Origin of the sequence: Streptomyces sp. NPDC048441, assembly GCF_043200235.1 — a bacterium.
Classification (GTDB): Bacteria; Actinomycetota; Actinomycetes; order Streptomycetales; family Streptomycetaceae; genus Streptomyces.
The window spans coordinates 128096-145227 of the sequence record NZ_JBICXM010000014.1 but is presented as its reverse complement, the minus strand read 5'-3'; the positions used below and the strand labels follow the sequence as shown (position 1 = coordinate 145227).

Here is a 17132-nt window from a genome sequence, read left to right as displayed (position 1 = left end):
AGAACAGAGAGAAAAGGGCGGGCCGGATCCCCTCGGGGGCCCGGCCCGCCTCTCGTCACCGGGGCTTGCTCAGGCCGGCACCGCCGGTTCGTGCTGCCTGCTCGGGGCCCAGCAGCGGATGATGTCGCGGACCGAGACGATCCCGGCAGGGCCGTCCGCCTCCATCACGATCAGGTGCCGGAAGCCGCCGTGCGACATGGCTTCCGCGGCTTCCTCCAGGGTCCAGGACGGATCGGCGAAGACGACGTCGGTCGTGGTGTGGGTGCCCGCGGTCTCGGTGTCGGGGTTCTGGCCGCTGCCCAACGAGATGAGGACGTCGCGCTCGGTCAGGATTCCCAGGCCGTAGGTGTCGGGGTCGAGGACGACGGCCGCGCCGACGCGACGCGTCGACATCAGCCTGGCGGCCTGGCGCAGTGTGTGGGCGGGGCCGATGGTGAGGACCATCGTGCTCATGGCGTCACGGACGAGCATGGGCTGAGCCACCTCCTGGGGAATCACCTACGAGAAGCGATTCACAAGTTCACAAGTGGGGGAACTCTCAGAGTCGCAGCCATGCGCGGTGTCAACAAGGGGGTGCGTGCTGCCGGTTCGGCGCGCGCGGGTGGGGCGCACGCCTCCGTAGCGCTGATTGAGGTACCTCCGTAGCGCTGGTTGAGGTACCTCAGTAGCGCTGGTTGAGGTATCCGAGCAGCTCTTCGTGGAGCAGGCCGTTCGACGCCGCCGCGTTGCCGCTGTGCGGTCCCGGTGCTCCGTCGAGGCCGGTGAAGGTGCCGCCCGCCTCGGTCACGATGATCGCCGTCGCGGCCATGTCCCAGAGGGAGAGCTCGGGCTCCGCGCAGATGTCGATCGAGCCCTCGGCGACCATCATGTACGGCCAGAAGTCGCCATAGCCACGGGTGCGCCAGACCGCACGCGAGAGGTCCATGAATCCGTCGAGGCGGCCCTGTTCCTCCCAGCCCGTGAGCGAGGAGTACGCGAACGAGGCGTCCTGCAGCCGCGAGACCTTGGAGGCCTTGAGCCGCGTCGCGGAGGTCAGGCTGCGCCCGGTGTACGCGCCGCCGCCCTTCGCCGCCCACCAGCGCCGGCCGAGGGCGGGCGCCGATACGACACCCACCACCGGCTGGAAGCCGCCCTCGCCCGCCTCCATCAGCGAGATCAGCGTGGCCCAGACAGGTACGCCGCGTACGTAGTTCTTGGTGCCGTCGATCGGGTCGATCACCCAGCGGCGCGGTCCGGTGCCCTCGACGCCGAACTCCTCGCCGAGGATCGCGTCGCGCGGCCGCCCCCGCTTCAGGTTCGACCGGATCAGCTCCTCGGCCGTTTTGTCCGCTTCACTCACCGGCGTCATGTCCGGTTTGGTCTCGACCTTGAGGTCGAGGGCCTTGAACCGGTCCATCGTCGCGGCGTCGGCGGTGTCCGCGAGGACGTGGGCAAGACGCAGATCATCGTGGTAGTCGGGCATGAGTGAACAGTATCGATCTCGTTGTGCCTGAGCCACAACGCCGTATGTCCGGGCCATTCCGGGACATGGCGTATACCGTGCGGGCTCGCACCGGGATTTGCGGGCACGCGCCGGGACTATTGACACTGCTGTCGAGCACGTCAACTCTGGCCGCAGAGCCGCTTCGGCCCATGGAGGCAACGATGCCTGCAGCTCGGGAATCCTTACTCGACGCGGCCTGTACGGCGCTCGCCCGCCGACCGTGGCCGGCCGTGCGCATGGTCGATGTCGCGGCCACCGCCGGGGTGTCCAGGCAGACCCTCTACAACGAGTTCGGCAGCAAGGACGGCCTCGCGCGCGCCCTGCTCCGGCGCGAGACCGACACGTATCTGCACGGTGTGGAGCGCGCGTTGGCCGTGGAGGGCGGTCCGGTGGACCGGCTCGCCGCCGTGAGCGCGTGGACGATCGACGCCGCGCACGGGAGCGCCCTGACGCGGGCCATGCTCACCGGCTGCTGGAGCGAACGCCTGCCCACGCCGAGCAGGCCGGGCGTCTCCTTGTCGCCCGTACCGGCACAGCGGCGCGCGGATGCGGGGGTTCCGACCCCCGCCGAACTGCTCGCCCTCGTACGGGACAAGGCGGTGAACGCGCTGAACGGCAGGGCGCGGCCCAAGGACACCGAAGAGCTGGCCGTGGTCTGCGAGAGCGCCGTGCGGATGGCATTGTCGTACGTCATCGCGCCGTCCCGGAAGGGCGAGGATCCGGCGGAGTCGGTGCGCGAGATCATCGGGCGCTGGAGCACCCCCTGACCACCCCTTGGCAGATGACCGATCAGTGCGCGGAGCCCGACAGTTGCAGGCCGATGACGCCGACGATGACGAACGAGATCGACACGAGCTTGAGCGTGGAGACCACGTCCCCGAGGAAGATCATCCCGTAGATGGCGGTGCCCGCGGCCCCGATGCCCGTCCAGACCGCGTACGCAGGACCCACGTCGAGCTTCCGCAGCGCCAGCGTGAGCAGGCCGAAGCTGCCAAGGGCGAAGGCGGCGAAGGTGATCGTCGGCCAGAGCCGGGTGAAGCCGTGCGAGAGCTTGAGACAGACCGCGAAACCGGTCTCCAGGAACCCTGCGACGACAACCAGCAGCCACGCCATGTATCTGCCTCCCGCGACTCTACGTTCGGTGACCGCTTCGCCTGGCTCGGACCGGGCTTGGTGCGATTATGCCCTTGCCGCCCCACCGCGGACGCGAACACGTGGCCGCGAACACGTGGACGCGAACAACCGCGAGGTCAGTCGCCGTCGCGTCGCTCACGGGTCGAGAGGAGCCTGCGCAGCGAGTAGAGCCGCTGCGGGTCCGCGTGACCCTCCGCCACCCACGCGTCGAGCGCGCAGTCCGCCTCGTCATGGCTGCACGCGCGCGGGCAGCCCTCCGTCCCCGGCACCAGGTCGGGGAAGGCGAGGATGACGCGGGACGGGTCGACGTGGTGCAGGCCGAAGGACCGCACGCCCGGAGTGTCGACCACCCATCCGCCGGAGTCGCCCAGAGGCAGCGCGAGTGCCGACGTGGTGGTGTGGCGGCCGCGGCCCGTGACGGCGTTGACATGCCCTGTGCTGCGCCGACGCTCCTCCGGAACGAGCGCGTTCACCAGCGTCGTCTTGCCCACTCCGGAGTGGCCGACGAACGCGGTGATCTTCCCGTCGAGCACTTCGTGCACCCGGGCGAGCTCCGCGCCGTCGGTGAACTCCTCGCGGCTGGTGACGACATAGGGCATGTCGAGCGTGGAGTAGGTCTCCAGGATCTTGTCGGCGGACGCCAGGTCGGACTTGGTCAGGACGAGGAGCGGCGTGAGACCGCCGTCGTACGCCGCCACGATGCAGCGGTCGATCAGACGCGTGCGCGGCTCCGGATCGGCGAGGGCGGTGACGATGGCGAGCTGGTCGGCGTTGGCGACGACCACACGCTCGTAGGGATCGTCGTCGTCGGCCGTGCGCCGCAGGACCGACGTACGCGGCTCGATGCGCACGATGCGCGCGAGCGTGTCCTTCTTGCCGGAGAGATCGCCGACGAGCGCGACCTGGTCGCCCACCACGGCGGCCTTGCGGCCCAGTTCGCGGGCCTTCATGGCCATCACGATCCGGTCGTCGACCAGGACGGTCAGGCGACCGCGGTCGACGGTGAGGACCATGCCGTCCGACGCGTCCTCGTGCTTGGGCCTGATGTGAGTGCGCGGGCGGTTGCCCTTGCGGTTGGGGCGGACGCGGATGTCGTCCTCGTCGGGGTTCTTTCCGTAGCGGCGCATGTTCTGGATCCGCCCGTCAGTTCCCGAGCATTCCGGTCCAGAGGTCGGGGAAGTCGGGCAGCGTCTTCGCCGTCGTCGCGACATTCTCGATCTGAACGCCCTCCACCGCGAGGCCGATGATGGCGCCCGCGGTGGCCATGCGGTGGTCGTCGTACGTGTGGAAGATCCCGCCGTGCAGGCGGCGCGGCCGGATGTGCAGGCCGTCGGCGGTCTCGGTGACGTCGCCGCCGAGTTCGTTGATCTCCTTGGTGAGAGCAGCGAGGCGGTCCGTCTCGTGCAGCCGCAGGTGGGCGACGCCGCGCAGGGTCGACGGCGAGTCGGCGAGGGCCGCGACGGCCGCGATGCCGGGGGTGAGCTCGCCGACCTCGCTCAGGTCCACGTCGATGCCGTGCACGGAGCCCGAGCCGGTGAACACGAGCCCCTGCTCGGTCAGTTCACAGGAGCCGCCCATCTCCGTGAAGATCCGGCGCAGCGCGTCACCGGGCTGCGTGGTGTGCGCGGGCCAGTCGGGGACGGTCACGCTGCCGCCGGTGACCAGGGCCGCGGCCAGGAACGGCTGGGCGTTGGAGAGGTCGGGCTCGACGGTCAGATCGCGGCCGAGCAGGGCGCCGGGGGTGACCCGCCACACGTTCGGCTCGCCGCCCGACTCCGGGGTGTCGACCTGGGCGCCGACCGCCCGGAGCATGTCGACGGTCATCCGGATGTGCGGCATGGAGGGCAGGGCGGAGCCGGTGTGACGTACCTCGACACCCTGGTTGAAGCGAGGGCCCGAGAGCAGCAGGGCGCTCACGAACTGGGAGGACGACGAGGCGTCGATCTCGACCGGGCCGCCGTCCAGGGCGCCGCCGCCGTGCACGGTCAGCGGGAGCGCGCCGCGGCTGTCGTCGTCGATGCGGGCGCCGAGCGCGCGCAGGGCGTCGATCACGCCGTTCAGCGGACGCTCGTACGAACGGGGGTCGCCGTCGAAGCGGATCGCACCGTCCGCGAGGGTGGCGACCGGGGGCAGGAAGCGCATGACCGTGCCCGCGTTGCCGACGTCCACCGTGGCAGGGCCGTGCAGGCCGGAGGGGATGATCCGCCAGGCCTCACCGGAACCGTCGGGGCCCACGCCTTCCTCGATGCCGACGCCGAGTGCGCGCAGGGCGCCCGCCATCAGCAAGGTGTCGCGGGAGCGCAGCGGCCGGCGCAGCCAGCCGGGCTCGGCGGCGAGGGCGGCGAGGACGAGGCCGCGGTTGGTGACCGATTTGGACCCGGGCACATGGACCGTCGCGGCGACGGCTCCGCTCGCGTGCGGGGCTGGCCAGAGGGTGCTGTGCGCTGGGTTAACGGTCATGCCCACACTTTAGTGGCTCACGGTAACGGCGCAGTCGACGCTGCTCAGAGGCCGAGCAGCCAGCGCCCTCCGCCTATCAGTGAGCACAGTGAGACGGCGTGGAAGAGGAAGAACCACATCCCCGCCGGGACGTGCGTGAGCCGCGACAGCTGGTCCGCGTCCGAGTCGCCCGCGCCACCGCGCCTGCGCTTGGACTGCAGCTCGAAGGCGGGACGTACGCCGCCGAGGAGCAGGAACCACACCACCGCGTACGCGAACGCCGCCTGCACCTGCGAGCTGGTCAGCCAGGAGACGAGCAGGAAGGTGCCGCCGGTGATGATCACGGTGAGGGCGCCGTACGCGTTGCGGATCATGACCAGCATCACTATGAGCAGCGCCGTCGCGATCCACAGGAACGCCGTGATGTGGCCGGCGGCGAGCAGCGCGGCGCCGCCGAGGCCCAGCAGGGGCGGCGCGGTGTAGCCGGACGCGGCGGTGAGGATCATGCCGATGCCGGTGGGCTTGCCACGGGAGACGGTGAGGCCGCTGGTGTCGGAGTGCAGCCGGATGCCGTCGAGGCGGCGCCCGGTCAGGAGGGCGACCAGGCCGTGGCCGCCCTCGTGCGCGATGGTGATCGCGTTGCGGGCCACCCGCCAGACGCCGTGCGGGACGACGACGGCGAGCGCGACGAGCCCGGTGATGATGACGAGCCACTCGTCGGGGGCGGCCTGTGTGCCGAAGACCCGGTCCCAGAGGTCGGTCAGGCTGGCGTTCGCGGTGATTTCCATTGCTGCAGCCATTGTCGGGACTGACTCCTCTGGTCGTACGGGGTCTGGCAGTCTGGCACGTATGTGCGGACGGTATGCATCGAGTCGTAGGCCCGAGGATCTCGCAGGAGTCTTTGAGATTGAGAAGTGGGAGCCCGAGGAGGCCCTCGCTCCCGATTTCAACGTGGCCCCCACGAAGGAGGTCTACGCGGTCCTCGACCGTCCGGTGAAAGACGCGGAGGACCCCCGCCCGGTTCGCCAGCTGCGCACACTCAAGTGGGGTCTCGTGCCGTCCTGGTCGAAGACGCCCGAGGGCGGCGCCCGGATGATCAACGCCCGAGCGGAGACGGTGCACGAGAAGCCCTCCTACCGCCGGGCCTTCTCCTCCCGGCGCTGCGTCATCCCGGCCGACGGCTACTACGAGTGGGTCACCGCACCCGGCGAGCGGGATCTCGAGGTCGAGGGCAAGAAGAAGCGCCCGCGCAAGCAGCCGTACTTCGTGACCCCGGCCGACGGCTCGGTCTTCGCGATGGCGGGGCTCTACGAGTTCTGGCGCGACAAGACACTGCCGGACGAGCACCCCCTGGCCTGGTGGGTGACGTGCACGGTGATCACCACGGAGGCGGAGAGCTCGCCCCTGGCGGTCGCGCCGGACGAGGGGCCGCGCTCGCTGGCCGACATCCACCCGCGGATGCCGCTGATGCTGACACCGGACCGCTGGGACGCCTGGCTCGACCCGGCGCGCACGGACGTCGAGGACCTGCGCCCGCTCCTGGAGCCGCCGCCGCACGGCCTGATGCGGGCCTTCCCGGTATCGACGGCGGTCAGCAACGTACGAAACAATGGCCCGGAGCTGTTGAAGGAGCTGGAGGGCCCCGAAGAAGGCACACTCTTCTGACGTGACCAAGGACGCTACGAAGAGCGAGATCGTCGAGACCGGCGCCGGTGAGGCGCGCATCACCTGGCACCCGGCACCCGAGAAGAAGGCGCGGCTGATCCTCGCCCTCAGCCACGGCGCGGGCGGCGGCATCGAGGCCCGCGACCTGCGTGCCATCGCCGCCGCCCTGCCCGCGCACGGCGTGACCGTCGCTCTGGTGGAGCAGCCGTGGCGGGTGGCCGGGAAGAAGCTGGCGCCCGCTCCCAAGACGCTGGACGTGGGTTGGCGTGGCCTGTGGCCCGCCGTGGCGAAGCCCGGCCTCCCGGTGATCGCGGGCGGCCGCAGCGCGGGGGCCCGCGTGGCCTGCCGTACCGCCACAGAGCTGGGCGCCGCCGCCGTACTGGCCCTCAGTTTCCCCCTGCACCCGCCGGGCAAGCCGGAGAAGTCCCGCGCGCAGGAGCTCCTGGGCGCCGGGGTGCCCACCCTCGTCGTACAGGGCGGGAACGACCCCTTCGGGAAGCCCGCGGAGTTCCCCGAAGGGACGTACGAGCTGGTGGAGGTCCCCTTCGGCGATCACGGCTTCGCGATCCCCAAGCGCGCGGACATCACCGAGGCCGAGGCCATGACGCTCATCACGGATGGCCTCACGCGGTGGACGGGAATGTTGCGCGGATGACCTCTGTTGTGCCGAACAGACGCTAAACGCTGTTAGTACGAGAGGAAGTCCGCCGCATGGGTTCGACCATCTGCCCGGCCCGCTCCAGCGCCTCTGACCTGGAATGGACGGTGCTGAGCGCGCCCAAGACCGCTCCTATTCGAGCGGCGGCGGGACCGGATCGTCGTCTATCCTCCGATTCGAGTGGGGCTGCTTTCGGCCTCGCCACGTCTTCGGAGGAGGTGGGTCCGGTCACTGGGACCGACGCAGGGGCCGAGCACGGCCAGGCGGAGCGACCCGACGCAAGCGCCGAGACACAGGTGGAGCGCACCGCCCGCTTCGAGCGGGACGCTCTGGGCTTCCTCGACCAGATGTACTCGGCGGCGCTGCGCATGACGCGCAATCCGGCGGACGCGGAGGACCTGGTGCAGGAGACCTACGCCAAGGCGTACGCGTCGTTCCACCAGTTCCGTGAGGGCACCAACCTCAAGGCCTGGCTCTACCGCATCCTCACCAACACGTTCATCAACTCGTACCGCAAGAAGCAGCGCGAGCCCCAGCGCAGCGCCGCCGAGGAGATCGAGGACTGGCAGCTCGCGCGTGCCGAGTCGCACATGTCCACCGGTCTGCGCTCGGCCGAGTCGCAGGCGCTCGATCACCTGCCGGACTCGGACGTGAAGTCCGCGTTGCAGGCGATCCCCGAGGAATTCCGCATCGCCGTCTATCTGGCCGACGTAGAGGGCTTTGCGTACAAGGAGATCGCGGACATTATGGGGACACCCATCGGTACGGTGATGTCCCGGTTGCACCGCGGCCGTCGCCAACTGCGCGGCATGCTCGAGGACTACGCCCGCGACCGCGGCCTCGTCCCCGCCGGCGCCGCGTCAGAGTCGTCGAACGAAGCGAAAGGCTCAGGCTCATGAGCTGCGGAGAGCCGCACGAGACGGATTGCAGTGAAGTCCTGGACCATCTCTATGAGTTCCTGGACCACGAGATGCCGGACAGCGACTGCACCAAGTTCGAGACGCACTTCGAGGAGTGCTCCCCGTGCCTGGAGAAGTACGGCCTTGAGCAGGCCGTCAAGAAGCTGGTGAAGCGCTGCTGCGGTCAGGACGACGTACCGACCGACCTGCGCGCCAAGGTCATGGGACGCATCGATCTGATCCGCTCGGGCGAGGCGGTGCCCGACCACGATGTGACGGTGGAGACGGTGACCGCCGAGGGCGGCGCGACGGCAAAAGGCCTGACGGCCCGCGCCAAGGAAGCCTGACCTTACGGTAGTTGAGTTTGAGCAGGTCGTGACGGGAGTCCGTCGCGGCCTGCTTTTTTCTGTCCGCTCCCGCCACTCCCGCCGCCACTTCACTGCTACTTCCCTGCCACTTCACTGTCACTCGTACGTGCCAATTTCCGCGAGGAGGGCTCGGAACAGGGGGTAGCCGTTCTAGTCTCCGGACCTTGGAACGTGGTCCCTGGGGGGGGCGGTCACGGGGGAGGAGACAGTGCCATGCGGTCCATCGCTCCGTGGGCGCGCGCCTACATCCTGCTGGCCGCCACCGGCGCCGCCGCCTGCGCCGCGCCCGCGCTGACCTCGCACACGCCGTGGGCCGCTCTCGGGCTGCTCGCCGTGCTCTACGCCGGGTGCGAACAGGTCACGCGGTGCCGCATCATCGGCCGCCGCGCCCAGAACGGCCTCGGCACCTTCTTCCCCGTGCTGCTCGCCGCCGTCTTCCTGCTGCCGCCCGCCGCCGCCGCGCTCGTCGCCGTGCCGGGGGCGCTCCTTGCCCGCGTCGAGCGTCGCCCCCGGTGGGTCCGCAGGGTCTGGCGCGCCGCCCAACTCGCCCTGGCCGCCTGGGCGTCGGCGTGGGTGTACGGGGTGTGCGGCGGGCCGACCGCGGTGGCCGCGCCCCATTTTCCGTACGCACTCGTGCCCGCCGGAGCCGCTGTCCTCGCCTTCTCCGTCGTACTGACGGTCCTGGACGGCGGCATCCTGGCGACGGCGGAGCGGGTGCCGGTGCGGGCCGCGTGGCGCGGGCTCTTCCCGCGGTCGTTCGCGCCGGTGGCCGTGCACGGGCTCGCGGGGCTGATGATGGCCGTCCTCTGGCGCAGTCCGTACGGGCCGCTCGCCGCGCTGCTCGTGCTGCTTCCGATGGGCGTGTCCTGCTGGGTCTTCGCGCAGTACCACCGGGAGCGGGCCGCCCATCAGGCCACGATCCGGGCGCTCGTACAGGCCGTCGACATCAAGGACCAGTACACCCGCGGGCACAGCGAGCGGGTGGGGCGGGCCTCCGTGATGATCGCGCGGGAGCTGGGCATGGCGGACGAGCGGGTGGAGAGCCTGCGGTTCGCCGGGATCCTGCACGACGTCGGCAAACTGGGCGTGCCGACGCGGCTGCTGCGGAAGGACGGGCCGCTGACGCCTGAGGAGTGGCGGGTCATCGAGCTGCATCCCGAGTACGGGCACGAGATGGTGCGCGGGATCGGGTTCCTCGGGGAGGCGCGGGCGGCGATCCTGCATCACCATGAGCGGATCGACGGGAGCGGGTACCCCTACGGGCTTGTCGGGCGGCAGATTCCTGAGTTCGCTCGGGTGGTGGCTGTCGCGGACGCGTTCGACGCGATGACCTCTACGAGGTCTTATCGGCGGGGGCGGCCTGTTGCTGCCGCGCTGGCTGAGCTTTCCCGTTGTGCGGGGGCGCAGTTCGATCCTGCGATGGTTGCCGCCTTGCAGCGGGCGCTTGACCGGTATGGGTGGAACCCGGCGGTGACCGCTGATGTTGCCGGGGGTGTGCCGGCGCCTCGGCAGGGGGCCTCCGGTGTTCCTGCGGCGCCGGGGACGGCAGCGCGGTGAGCGGCGCTTCGTCCGCACCCGGCAGTGGGGGTTGTGTCCACCCTTCCTTTGCGGGACGCCTGCCCACAACGGTGGCGGGCCTGATCTATGGCTCTGCCACCCTCCTCACCCTCCTCGCCCTCGCCCTGACCCTCTGGCACGGGGTCGCCGAAGGGGGGATCGCTCTTGCCTTCGGGGGGCTTGTCGCTGTGGGGGAGCTGGCTCGGTGGGGGGCCGGGGGGAGTGATCGGGAGCCTGCGCCGCTCGGGGCCGCGGGGGCGCTCGCGTACGCGTTGCTCGGGGAGGCCGGGGGGCGGGCCACGCACCATGGCGTGCTCCAGGTGATCGCCGTGGTCGTCGCAGCCGCGCTCGTCGGGGCCGTGCCGCATGTGGCGCTCGGCAAGGGGCCCGCCCTCGATCATGTGGCGCGGCGCGTGCTCACCGTCGGGTTCGCCGCCGCGTGCTTCCAACCGCTGTACAACGCGGGGAAGTTGGAGGAGTGGGTGGGGCTGGGGCCCGGCTTCGCCGTCGTCATCGTCGCGCTGCTCGTCCTGACCGCTCTGTGCGACGCCGTGCTCGCCGCGGCCATGGCGTACGCCAGGACAGGCTGGCCTTTCGGACCGCTCCTGCGCGACGAGCTGCGGGCCATGCTCGGCATCGGGTCCGCCGTGTGCGCGACGGGGGCCGTCATGGCGCTCGCGGTCGCCGTGGCGGGGCTCTGGGCGCTGCCGGTGTTCAGCCTGCCGCTGCTCCTGACCCAGCTGTCGTTCCGGCGGTACGCCACCGTGCGGACCACCTACCGGCAGACCATCACCTCGCTCGCCAGGTCCACCGAGATCGCCGGGTACACCCCGCAGGGCCATGCCCGCCGCGTCGCCGCGCTCAGCAGGGCCGTCGGGCGGGAGCTCGGTCTCTCCGAGCCGGACCTCGGCGTCCTGGAGTACGCGGCCCTGATGCACGACATCGGGCAGCTCTCCCTGCTCGACCCGGTACCGGCGGGGGCCACCGCGGCCCTGCCGGACGCGGAGCAGCGGCGCATCGCCCTGCTCGGGGGCGCCGTCGTGCGTCAGACGGGGGTGGACGGGGACGTCGCCGTGGTCGTGGAGCGGCAGGCGGATCCGTACCGCGATCAGCCGCTCACCGCCCGTATCGTCCGGGCGGCCAACGCGTATGACGAGATGGCACGGGGAGAAGGTCCTGGAGGGCCCCTCAACGCCCTGGAACGGCTGCGTCTGGGCACTGGGCGGGACTACCAGCCGGAAGTCGTGGAAGCCCTGGCCCGGGTGCTTTCACGGGGCGGTCATAGCTTGCCGCCGGTTGGGTAACCCATGGGTAATGAGCGGCCGTCCGACCGTACGTGGTTGGATGCGAAGAGGCCCTCAGGCACGCAGGAAATCTGGAACTCGGTAACTGGCAGGCAGGGAATCGTGAGGATCTTCGGCAAGGGACGGCACCGGCCCTCCGCCTCATGGCGGCAGGCCACCGACCGCGCCTTCACGCTGATCGGCGACGGGCGGTACGAGGACGCGGGCGCACTCCTGACCCGCGCGGCGGATCTGGAGCCGTGGCTCTCGGAGTCCTGGTTCAACCTCGCCCTGCTCCACAAGTTCCGGCACGACTGGGACCAGGCGCGGGCCGCGGGCCTGCGGGCCGTCGCGCTGCTCGACCGGTCGATGGGCGCCCCTGACTGGTGGAACGTCGGCATCGCGGCAACCGCACTCCAGGACTGGCCGCTCGCCCGGCGCGCCTGGCAGGCGTACGGCCTGCGCGTCCCTGGCGGTGTGGCCGCATCCGGGGAGCCCACCGGCATGGACCTGGGCAGCGCCGCCGTGCGCCTCTCGCCCGAGGGTGAGGCCGAGGTCGTCTGGGGGCGCAGGCTCGACCCCGCCCGTATCGAGCTGCTCTCCATCCCGCTGCCCTCCTCCGGGCGCCGCTGGGGCGAGGTCGTGCTGCACGACGGCGTCCCGCACGGCGAGCGGACGACGGCCGAAGGGCACTCGTACCCCGTCTTCGACGAGATCGAGCTGTGGGCCCCCTCACCGGTCCCCACCTGGGTGGTCCTCCTGGAGGCCGCCACCGAGGACGACAGGGACGCCCTGGAGAAGCTCGCCGCCGACGCGGGCTTCGCCGCAGAGGACTGGTCCTCCTCCGTACGGCTGCTCTGCCGCATGTGCTCCGAGAGCCGGATGCCGAGCGACGAGGGCGACGGCGAGCACCTGGACCCGCACGACCACAGCGAGCCGGGCCACCCCGGGCCGCTCGGCCACCGCAGCCCCGGCGCCCTGTGGGTGCCCGAGCGCGAGTGCGGCCTCGCGGCGCCCGCGGCCCTGGTGCGCGGGCTGCTCGACGGCTGGGTCGCGGACAGCCCGGACTCCCGTGACTGGCGGGATCTGGAAGAGGTCTGCTGACTCCTGGCCGTAGGCTGTACCGGCACTATCTCTTGTGGGTTCCCAGGAAGGCGTACGTCGGACAATGGCGCAGGACACTGAGCAGCAGGCTTCGGGCGGAGTGCTCCCCGTCGACGACGAGGGCTTCGTCATCGACACCGAGGACTGCGAAGAGCGCGAGACGGCCTACCGCGAGCGCGGCACGTCCCGGCCCATCACGGTCGTCGGCAACCCCGTGCTGCACAAGGAGTGCAAGGACGTCACCGACTTCGACGGCGAGCTCGAGCAGCTCGTCGCCGACATGTTCGCGAGCCAGCGGACCGCCGAGGGCGTGGGCCTGGCCGCCAACCAGATCGGCGTGGACCTGAAGGTCTTCGTCTACGACTGCATGGACGACGAGGGCAAGCGGCACGTCGGCGCGGTCTGCAACCCCGTGGTGCGCGAGCTCCCCGCCGACCGGCGCCGCCTGGACGAAGCGGGCGAGGGCTGCCTCTCCGTCCCCACGGCGTACGCCGACCTGGCCCGCCCCGACTACGCGGAAGTGACCGGCCAGGACGAGAAGGGCAACCCCGTCCAGGTGCGCGGCACCGGCTACTTCTCGCGCTGCCTCCAGCACGAGACGGACCACCTGTACGGCTACCTGTACATCGACCGCCTGTCCAAGCGTGACCGCAAGGACGCGCTGCGGCAGATGGAAGAGGGCACGCCCCGCTACCCCGTCGTGGCGAACGACTGAGTCGACTTACCGAGTTGACGTACTGAGTCGACTTCAGGCACGCGCGCACCGCGAGCCACCTGCGGCCCCTGGCCGGGAACTCCTTCCCGGCCAGGGGCCGTTCGCATGTACCGGTCAGTTGTGCGAGCAAAACAGGCTCATGGAGATCCATAATCAGTCACGTAGCGGGATTTTTTCGGCACTAGGGGGTAGTGAATGGCGCAAATCTGTTCCCTGAACGGTCAGTTGTGGTGCTGAATGGAAAGGCGCGGGGATACGCAACGGCGCGCGCCCGGTACAGCGGGAGGGGGCGCGTCCTCAGGCGGCTGAGAGGGGCTAGCTCGTGCCTGCATATTCATATGGCACATCACCGACACAGCCACAGACACCGGCGGTATCCGTACCACCGGCGCTGGTACTCCCGGTGATCGAGGCAGATTTTCCACGACGACTCCACCCGTATTGGCCGACGCTTCAGGAAACGTCCAGGACATGGCTGCGCGAAATGCGGCTGATGCCCGCGGACAAGGTCGAGCGGTACGCCGACAGCCTGTGCTACACGGATCTGGTGGCCGGCTACTACATTGGCGCGCCCGATGAGTTGCTCAGCGCGATAGCCGACCTCAGTAGTTGGTTCTTCGCGTGGGACGACCGGCACGACCGCGACTCGGTGCACGGCAGGGCGGCGCAGTGGCGCCGCCTGTGCCGCGGGCTCCACGAGGTGCTGCGGGCCCCCCGGCAGCAGCTCCACCACCGTGACCCGCTGGTAGCGGGGTTCGCGGACTGCGTGCTCCGGTTGTACTCCCACCTCGGTACGGGGTGGAACGCCCGGTTCGCCCGGCATTTCCACAGCGTGATCGAGGCGTACGACCTGGAGTTCAGGAACCGCAGGACCGGAACGGTCCCGACGGTCGAGGCGTACATCGAGCTGCGCAGGCTGACCTTCGCCCACTGGGCGTGGATCGACCTGCTCGAACCCACGGCACGGTACGAACTGCCGCGGGAGGTGCGGAAACATCCCGCATATCGGCGGGCGGCGCTCGCCACGCAGGATTTCTCCGCCTGGTACAACGACCTGTGCTCACTTCCCAAAGAACTCGCGGGAGATGAACTGCACAATCTCGGAATCAGCCTGATCCAGCACGAGGGCCTTTCCCTCGAAGAGGCCGTGACGGAAGTCCACCGGCGGGTGACCGGATGCATAGCGGATTTCCTCGCGGCAGAAAAAGAAGTGCTCTGCTTCGCCGGGCAGTTGTCCGACGGAAGCGTGCACGGGAAGAGGCTCGCGGTCGCGGTGGAATCCTGCGTCTTCAATATGCGGAACTGGTTCTCTTCCGTGTACTGGTTCCACCACGAATCCGGACGCTATCGGGTGGACAGCTGGGACGACAGGTCGATTCCCCCGTATGTGAGCGACGCGGGAACGACCGACTTGGCCGAAATCGAATTGGTAGGTGAAGAATGAGCGTTGAATCCGCGATACCCGCGACACCCGCGGCAGTTCCACCGCTCGTCAGTGGCGGCGCCCCGCTCATCGGCCACGCCTGGAACCTGGTGCGCGACCCGCTCGGCTTCCTCGCCGCGCTGCGGGACCACGGTGATCTCGTACGCATCAGGCTCGGACCCAGGACCGCGTACGCGGTCTGCGATCCGGATCTTGTCGGGCAGCTGCTCAGGAGCCCCGACTACATCGTCGGAGGGCCGCTCTGGGACACCCTGGAAGTGCTCCTGGGCAAGGGAGTGGCGACCAGCAACGGCAAGCTGCACCGGCGTCAACGGCGCATGATGCAGCCCGCGTTCAGGCCCGAGCGGATCGCCGACTACGCCAAGGTGATGGAGGAGGAGGCTCGCCTGACGGCCGCGCGCTGGCGTCCTGGCGACACGGTGGACATCAACGCGGAGATGTTCCGCACCGCCGTGCGTATCGTGTCCCGCTCGCTCCTGGAGGTCGACGCGATCAGTGAGAAGGCGGACCGCATCGCCGAATCGCTGCACACCGTCTTCGAGGGGCTCTACCGCAGGATGGTCCTCTCGGTCGGGCCGCTGTACCGCGTGCCGACCCAGGGCAACCGCCGCTTCCAGAGCGCGCTCGCCGATCTGCACGCGGTGGTCGACGAGATCGTCGCCGAAGGCAGGGCGGCGGATGCGAGCCGGGGCGACCTATTGGCCGAAATGCTGCGGGCGCACGATGAATCAGGGCAGCCGCTCAGCGATCAGGAGATCCACGACCACGTGATCTCCCTTGTCGTGGCGGGTGCCGAGAATATCGCGTCGACCCTGGCGTGGACGTTCCATCTGCTGGCCGAACACCCCGAGCAGGAAGGGCGATTGGTTGAAGAGGTAAATTCGGTCGCGCCGGACCGGGAGATCACTTTCGCCGACGTCAAGGACCTTCCGCACACCCGGAATGTCGTCACCGAGGCCATGCGTATACGGCCGGCCGCCTGGATATTCACGCGCCGGTCGGTCGGAGAGACCACTCTGGGTGGCTACCGCATTCCGGCCGGTGCCGACATCGTCTACAGCGTGTACGCGATGCAACGCGATCCGCGTTCCTTCGAGCAGCATCTCCGGTTCGACCCGGACCGCTGGAATCCGGAACGTGCGTCGGACGTACCGGAGTTCGCGATGATGCCGTTCGGTACCGGTAACCGCAAGTGCCCCGGCGACCATTTCAGCCTGGCCGAACTCGCCATCATCCTGGCGACGGTGGCCCCGAAGTGGCGCCTGGAGCCCGTAGCGGAATCCGATGCCGACACGAAGATCGGGATCACGCTGCAGCCGAAGAACCTCCTTCTCCGGGCCGAGCGGCGCTGACGGCCGCCGGTCCGCGGAAGGTGCGGCGGTAGGCGTTCGGTGTGGTGCCGAGCGCTCGCAGGAACTGATGACGCATCGCCGCGGCGTTGCCGAACCCGGCACGCCCGGCGATCGCGTCCACCGTGTCGTCGGACCCCTCGAGCAACTCCTGGGCCAGGAGCACCCGTTGGCGCAGCAGCCAGCGGTAGGGCGTGGTGCCGGTCTCCTGCTGGAAGCGGCGCGCGAAGGTGCGCGGCGACATGTGGGCGCGCTCCGCGAGCCGTTCGACCGTGATGTCGTCCGCGTCCAGATGGCGCTCCATCCAGGCGAGCACCCCGCCCACCGTGTCACATGCCGTGCGCGGCAGCGGGCGTTCCACGAACTGGGCCTGGCCGCCGTCGCGATGGGGCGGTACGACCATCCGCCGGGCGATGGCGTTGGCCACCTCGATGCCGTGTTCCTGGCGCACGATGTGCAGGCAGGCGTCGATCCCGGCGGCGGTGCCGGCCGATGTGACGACCGGGCCCTCGTCCACGTACAGCACGTCGGGCTCGACCCTGGCGCGCGGATAGCGCACCGCGAGCTCCGTGGAGTGCTTCCAGTGCACGGCACAGCGGCGGCCGTCGAGCAGGCCCGCGGCGCCGAGCACGAAGACGCCGGAGCAGACGGAGAGGATGCGGGCGCCGCGGTCGACCGCGCGGCGCAGGGCGTCGAGCAGATCCTCGGGATAGTCGCGGTCCACGAAAGCCTGGCCCGCGGGCACGGCGATGAGGTCGGCCTCTTCGAGCCGGTCGAGGCCGTACGGAGTGGTGATCGAGAACCCCGCGTGATTGCTCAGGGTCCCGCCCTCCCCGGCGACCACCGCGAAGTCGTACACGGGAAGGCCCGCGTCGCTGCGGTCGAGGCCGAACACCTCGCAGACGACGCCGAGTTCGAAGGGATTCACGCCGTCAAGCAGCACGGCGGCCACGTTTTTCAGCATGTTCGTCAGTGTGCCGCAGGAGTGGCAGTAAGTCGATGGTGTGTGGCAGTCCTGCCACTGACGCTTCTGT

The 17132-nt window shown here is 69.9% G+C and carries 18 protein-coding genes; 11 read left to right on the top strand and 7 right to left on the bottom strand.

All coding sequences use genetic code 11. The features are described from left to right. Window positions 1-69: 69 nt before the first annotated feature. Both ACGFSB_RS30030 and hisN read right to left on the bottom strand, forming a co-directional pair. Window positions 70-471: a cyclic nucleotide-binding/CBS domain-containing protein gene (locus ACGFSB_RS30030; RefSeq protein WP_393405702.1), complete on the bottom strand. Its 402-nt coding sequence runs from the start codon at window positions 469-471 to the stop codon at window positions 70-72. Between the two features lie 190 nt (window positions 472-661). After that, the gene (gene hisN, locus ACGFSB_RS30025) at window positions 662-1462 is read right to left on the bottom strand and encodes a histidinol-phosphatase (protein WP_393405700.1); all 801 of its coding nucleotides are present in this window, start codon (window positions 1460-1462) and stop codon (window positions 662-664) included. A gap of 182 nt (window positions 1463-1644) precedes the next feature. Between hisN and ACGFSB_RS30020 the strand changes: the two genes are divergently transcribed. Then, complete coding sequence (locus ACGFSB_RS30020; RefSeq protein WP_393405698.1) at window positions 1645-2250, top strand: TetR/AcrR family transcriptional regulator; 606 nt, start codon at window positions 1645-1647, stop codon at window positions 2248-2250. 22 nt (window positions 2251-2272) lie between these two features. Here the strand turns inward: ACGFSB_RS30020 and ACGFSB_RS30015 are convergent, their stop codons facing one another. The 4 genes from ACGFSB_RS30015 to ACGFSB_RS30000 form a co-directional block, all read right to left on the bottom strand. Further along, window positions 2273-2596 (bottom strand): DMT family transporter, encoded by a 324-nt coding sequence (locus tag ACGFSB_RS30015; RefSeq protein ID WP_393405696.1) that lies wholly within the window; start codon window positions 2594-2596, stop codon window positions 2273-2275. Window positions 2597-2733: 137 nt separating this feature from the next. Beyond that, window positions 2734-3744, bottom strand: a complete 1011-nt coding sequence (gene rsgA, locus ACGFSB_RS30010) for a ribosome small subunit-dependent GTPase A (RefSeq protein ID WP_393405694.1) — start codon at window positions 3742-3744, stop codon at window positions 2734-2736. Window positions 3745-3760: 16 nt separating this feature from the next. Then, complete coding sequence (aroA, locus tag ACGFSB_RS30005) at window positions 3761-5077, bottom strand: 3-phosphoshikimate 1-carboxyvinyltransferase (RefSeq protein ID WP_393405692.1); 1317 nt, start codon at window positions 5075-5077, stop codon at window positions 3761-3763. Between the two features lie 44 nt (window positions 5078-5121). After that, window positions 5122-5844: a M50 family metallopeptidase gene (locus ACGFSB_RS30000; RefSeq protein ID WP_393405901.1), complete on the bottom strand. Its 723-nt coding sequence runs from the start codon at window positions 5842-5844 to the stop codon at window positions 5122-5124. Between the two features lie 61 nt (window positions 5845-5905). Here ACGFSB_RS30000 and ACGFSB_RS29995 point away from each other — a divergent pair, with 61 nt between their 5' ends. The 10 genes from ACGFSB_RS29995 (at window position 5906) to ACGFSB_RS29950 (ending at window position 16101) form a co-directional block, all read left to right on the top strand. After that, entirely contained in the window at window positions 5906-6721 is an 816-nt protein-coding gene (locus ACGFSB_RS29995) for an SOS response-associated peptidase (RefSeq protein WP_393405690.1), read from the top strand. 1 nt (window position 6722) lies between these two features. Continuing rightward, entirely contained in the window at window positions 6723-7376 is a 654-nt protein-coding gene (locus ACGFSB_RS29990; protein ID WP_393405688.1) for an alpha/beta family hydrolase, read from the top strand. Window positions 7377-7597: 221 nt separating this feature from the next. Beyond that, window positions 7598-8278 carry a sigma-70 family RNA polymerase sigma factor gene (locus ACGFSB_RS29985; protein ID WP_393405686.1) on the top strand — a complete coding sequence of 227 codons (681 nt, stop codon included), beginning with the start codon at window positions 7598-7600 and terminating at the stop codon, window positions 8276-8278. Then, window positions 8275-8625: a mycothiol system anti-sigma-R factor gene (gene rsrA / locus ACGFSB_RS29980; protein WP_393405684.1), complete on the top strand. Its 351-nt coding sequence runs from the start codon at window positions 8275-8277 to the stop codon at window positions 8623-8625. Before ACGFSB_RS29985 ends, rsrA begins: the two co-directional genes overlap by 4 nt. Window positions 8626-8859: 234 nt before the next feature. Then, window positions 8860-10203: an HD-GYP domain-containing protein gene (locus ACGFSB_RS29975; RefSeq protein WP_393405682.1), complete on the top strand. Its 1344-nt coding sequence runs from the start codon at window positions 8860-8862 to the stop codon at window positions 10201-10203. A 71-nt stretch (window positions 10204-10274) separates the two neighbouring features. Beyond that, entirely contained in the window at window positions 10275-11507 is a 1233-nt protein-coding gene (locus tag ACGFSB_RS29970) for an HD-GYP domain-containing protein (RefSeq protein ID WP_393405680.1), read from the top strand. Between the two features lie 102 nt (window positions 11508-11609). Next, a complete protein-coding gene (locus ACGFSB_RS29965) occupies window positions 11610-12590 on the top strand; it encodes a tetratricopeptide repeat protein (protein WP_393405678.1) in 981 nt (326 codons plus the stop codon). 64 nt (window positions 12591-12654) lie between these two features. Next, entirely contained in the window at window positions 12655-13305 is a 651-nt protein-coding gene (def, locus tag ACGFSB_RS29960; RefSeq protein ID WP_393405676.1) for a peptide deformylase, read from the top strand. Between the two features lie 322 nt (window positions 13306-13627). Further along, window positions 13628-14749 carry an epi-isozizaene synthase gene (gene cyc1, locus ACGFSB_RS29955; protein ID WP_393405674.1) on the top strand — a complete coding sequence of 374 codons (1122 nt, stop codon included), beginning with the start codon at window positions 13628-13630 and terminating at the stop codon, window positions 14747-14749. Continuing rightward, complete coding sequence (locus ACGFSB_RS29950; RefSeq protein ID WP_393405672.1) at window positions 14746-16101, top strand: cytochrome P450; 1356 nt, start codon at window positions 14746-14748, stop codon at window positions 16099-16101. The genes cyc1 and ACGFSB_RS29950 overlap by 4 nt, the downstream gene beginning before the upstream one ends. Here ACGFSB_RS29950 and ACGFSB_RS29945 read toward each other — a convergent pair. Continuing rightward, window positions 16055-17062 carry a helix-turn-helix domain-containing protein gene (locus ACGFSB_RS29945; protein ID WP_393405670.1) on the bottom strand — a complete coding sequence of 336 codons (1008 nt, stop codon included), beginning with the start codon at window positions 17060-17062 and terminating at the stop codon, window positions 16055-16057. The two genes, ACGFSB_RS29950 and ACGFSB_RS29945, sit on opposite strands and share 47 nt — an antisense overlap. Window positions 17063-17132 lie beyond the last annotated feature (70 nt).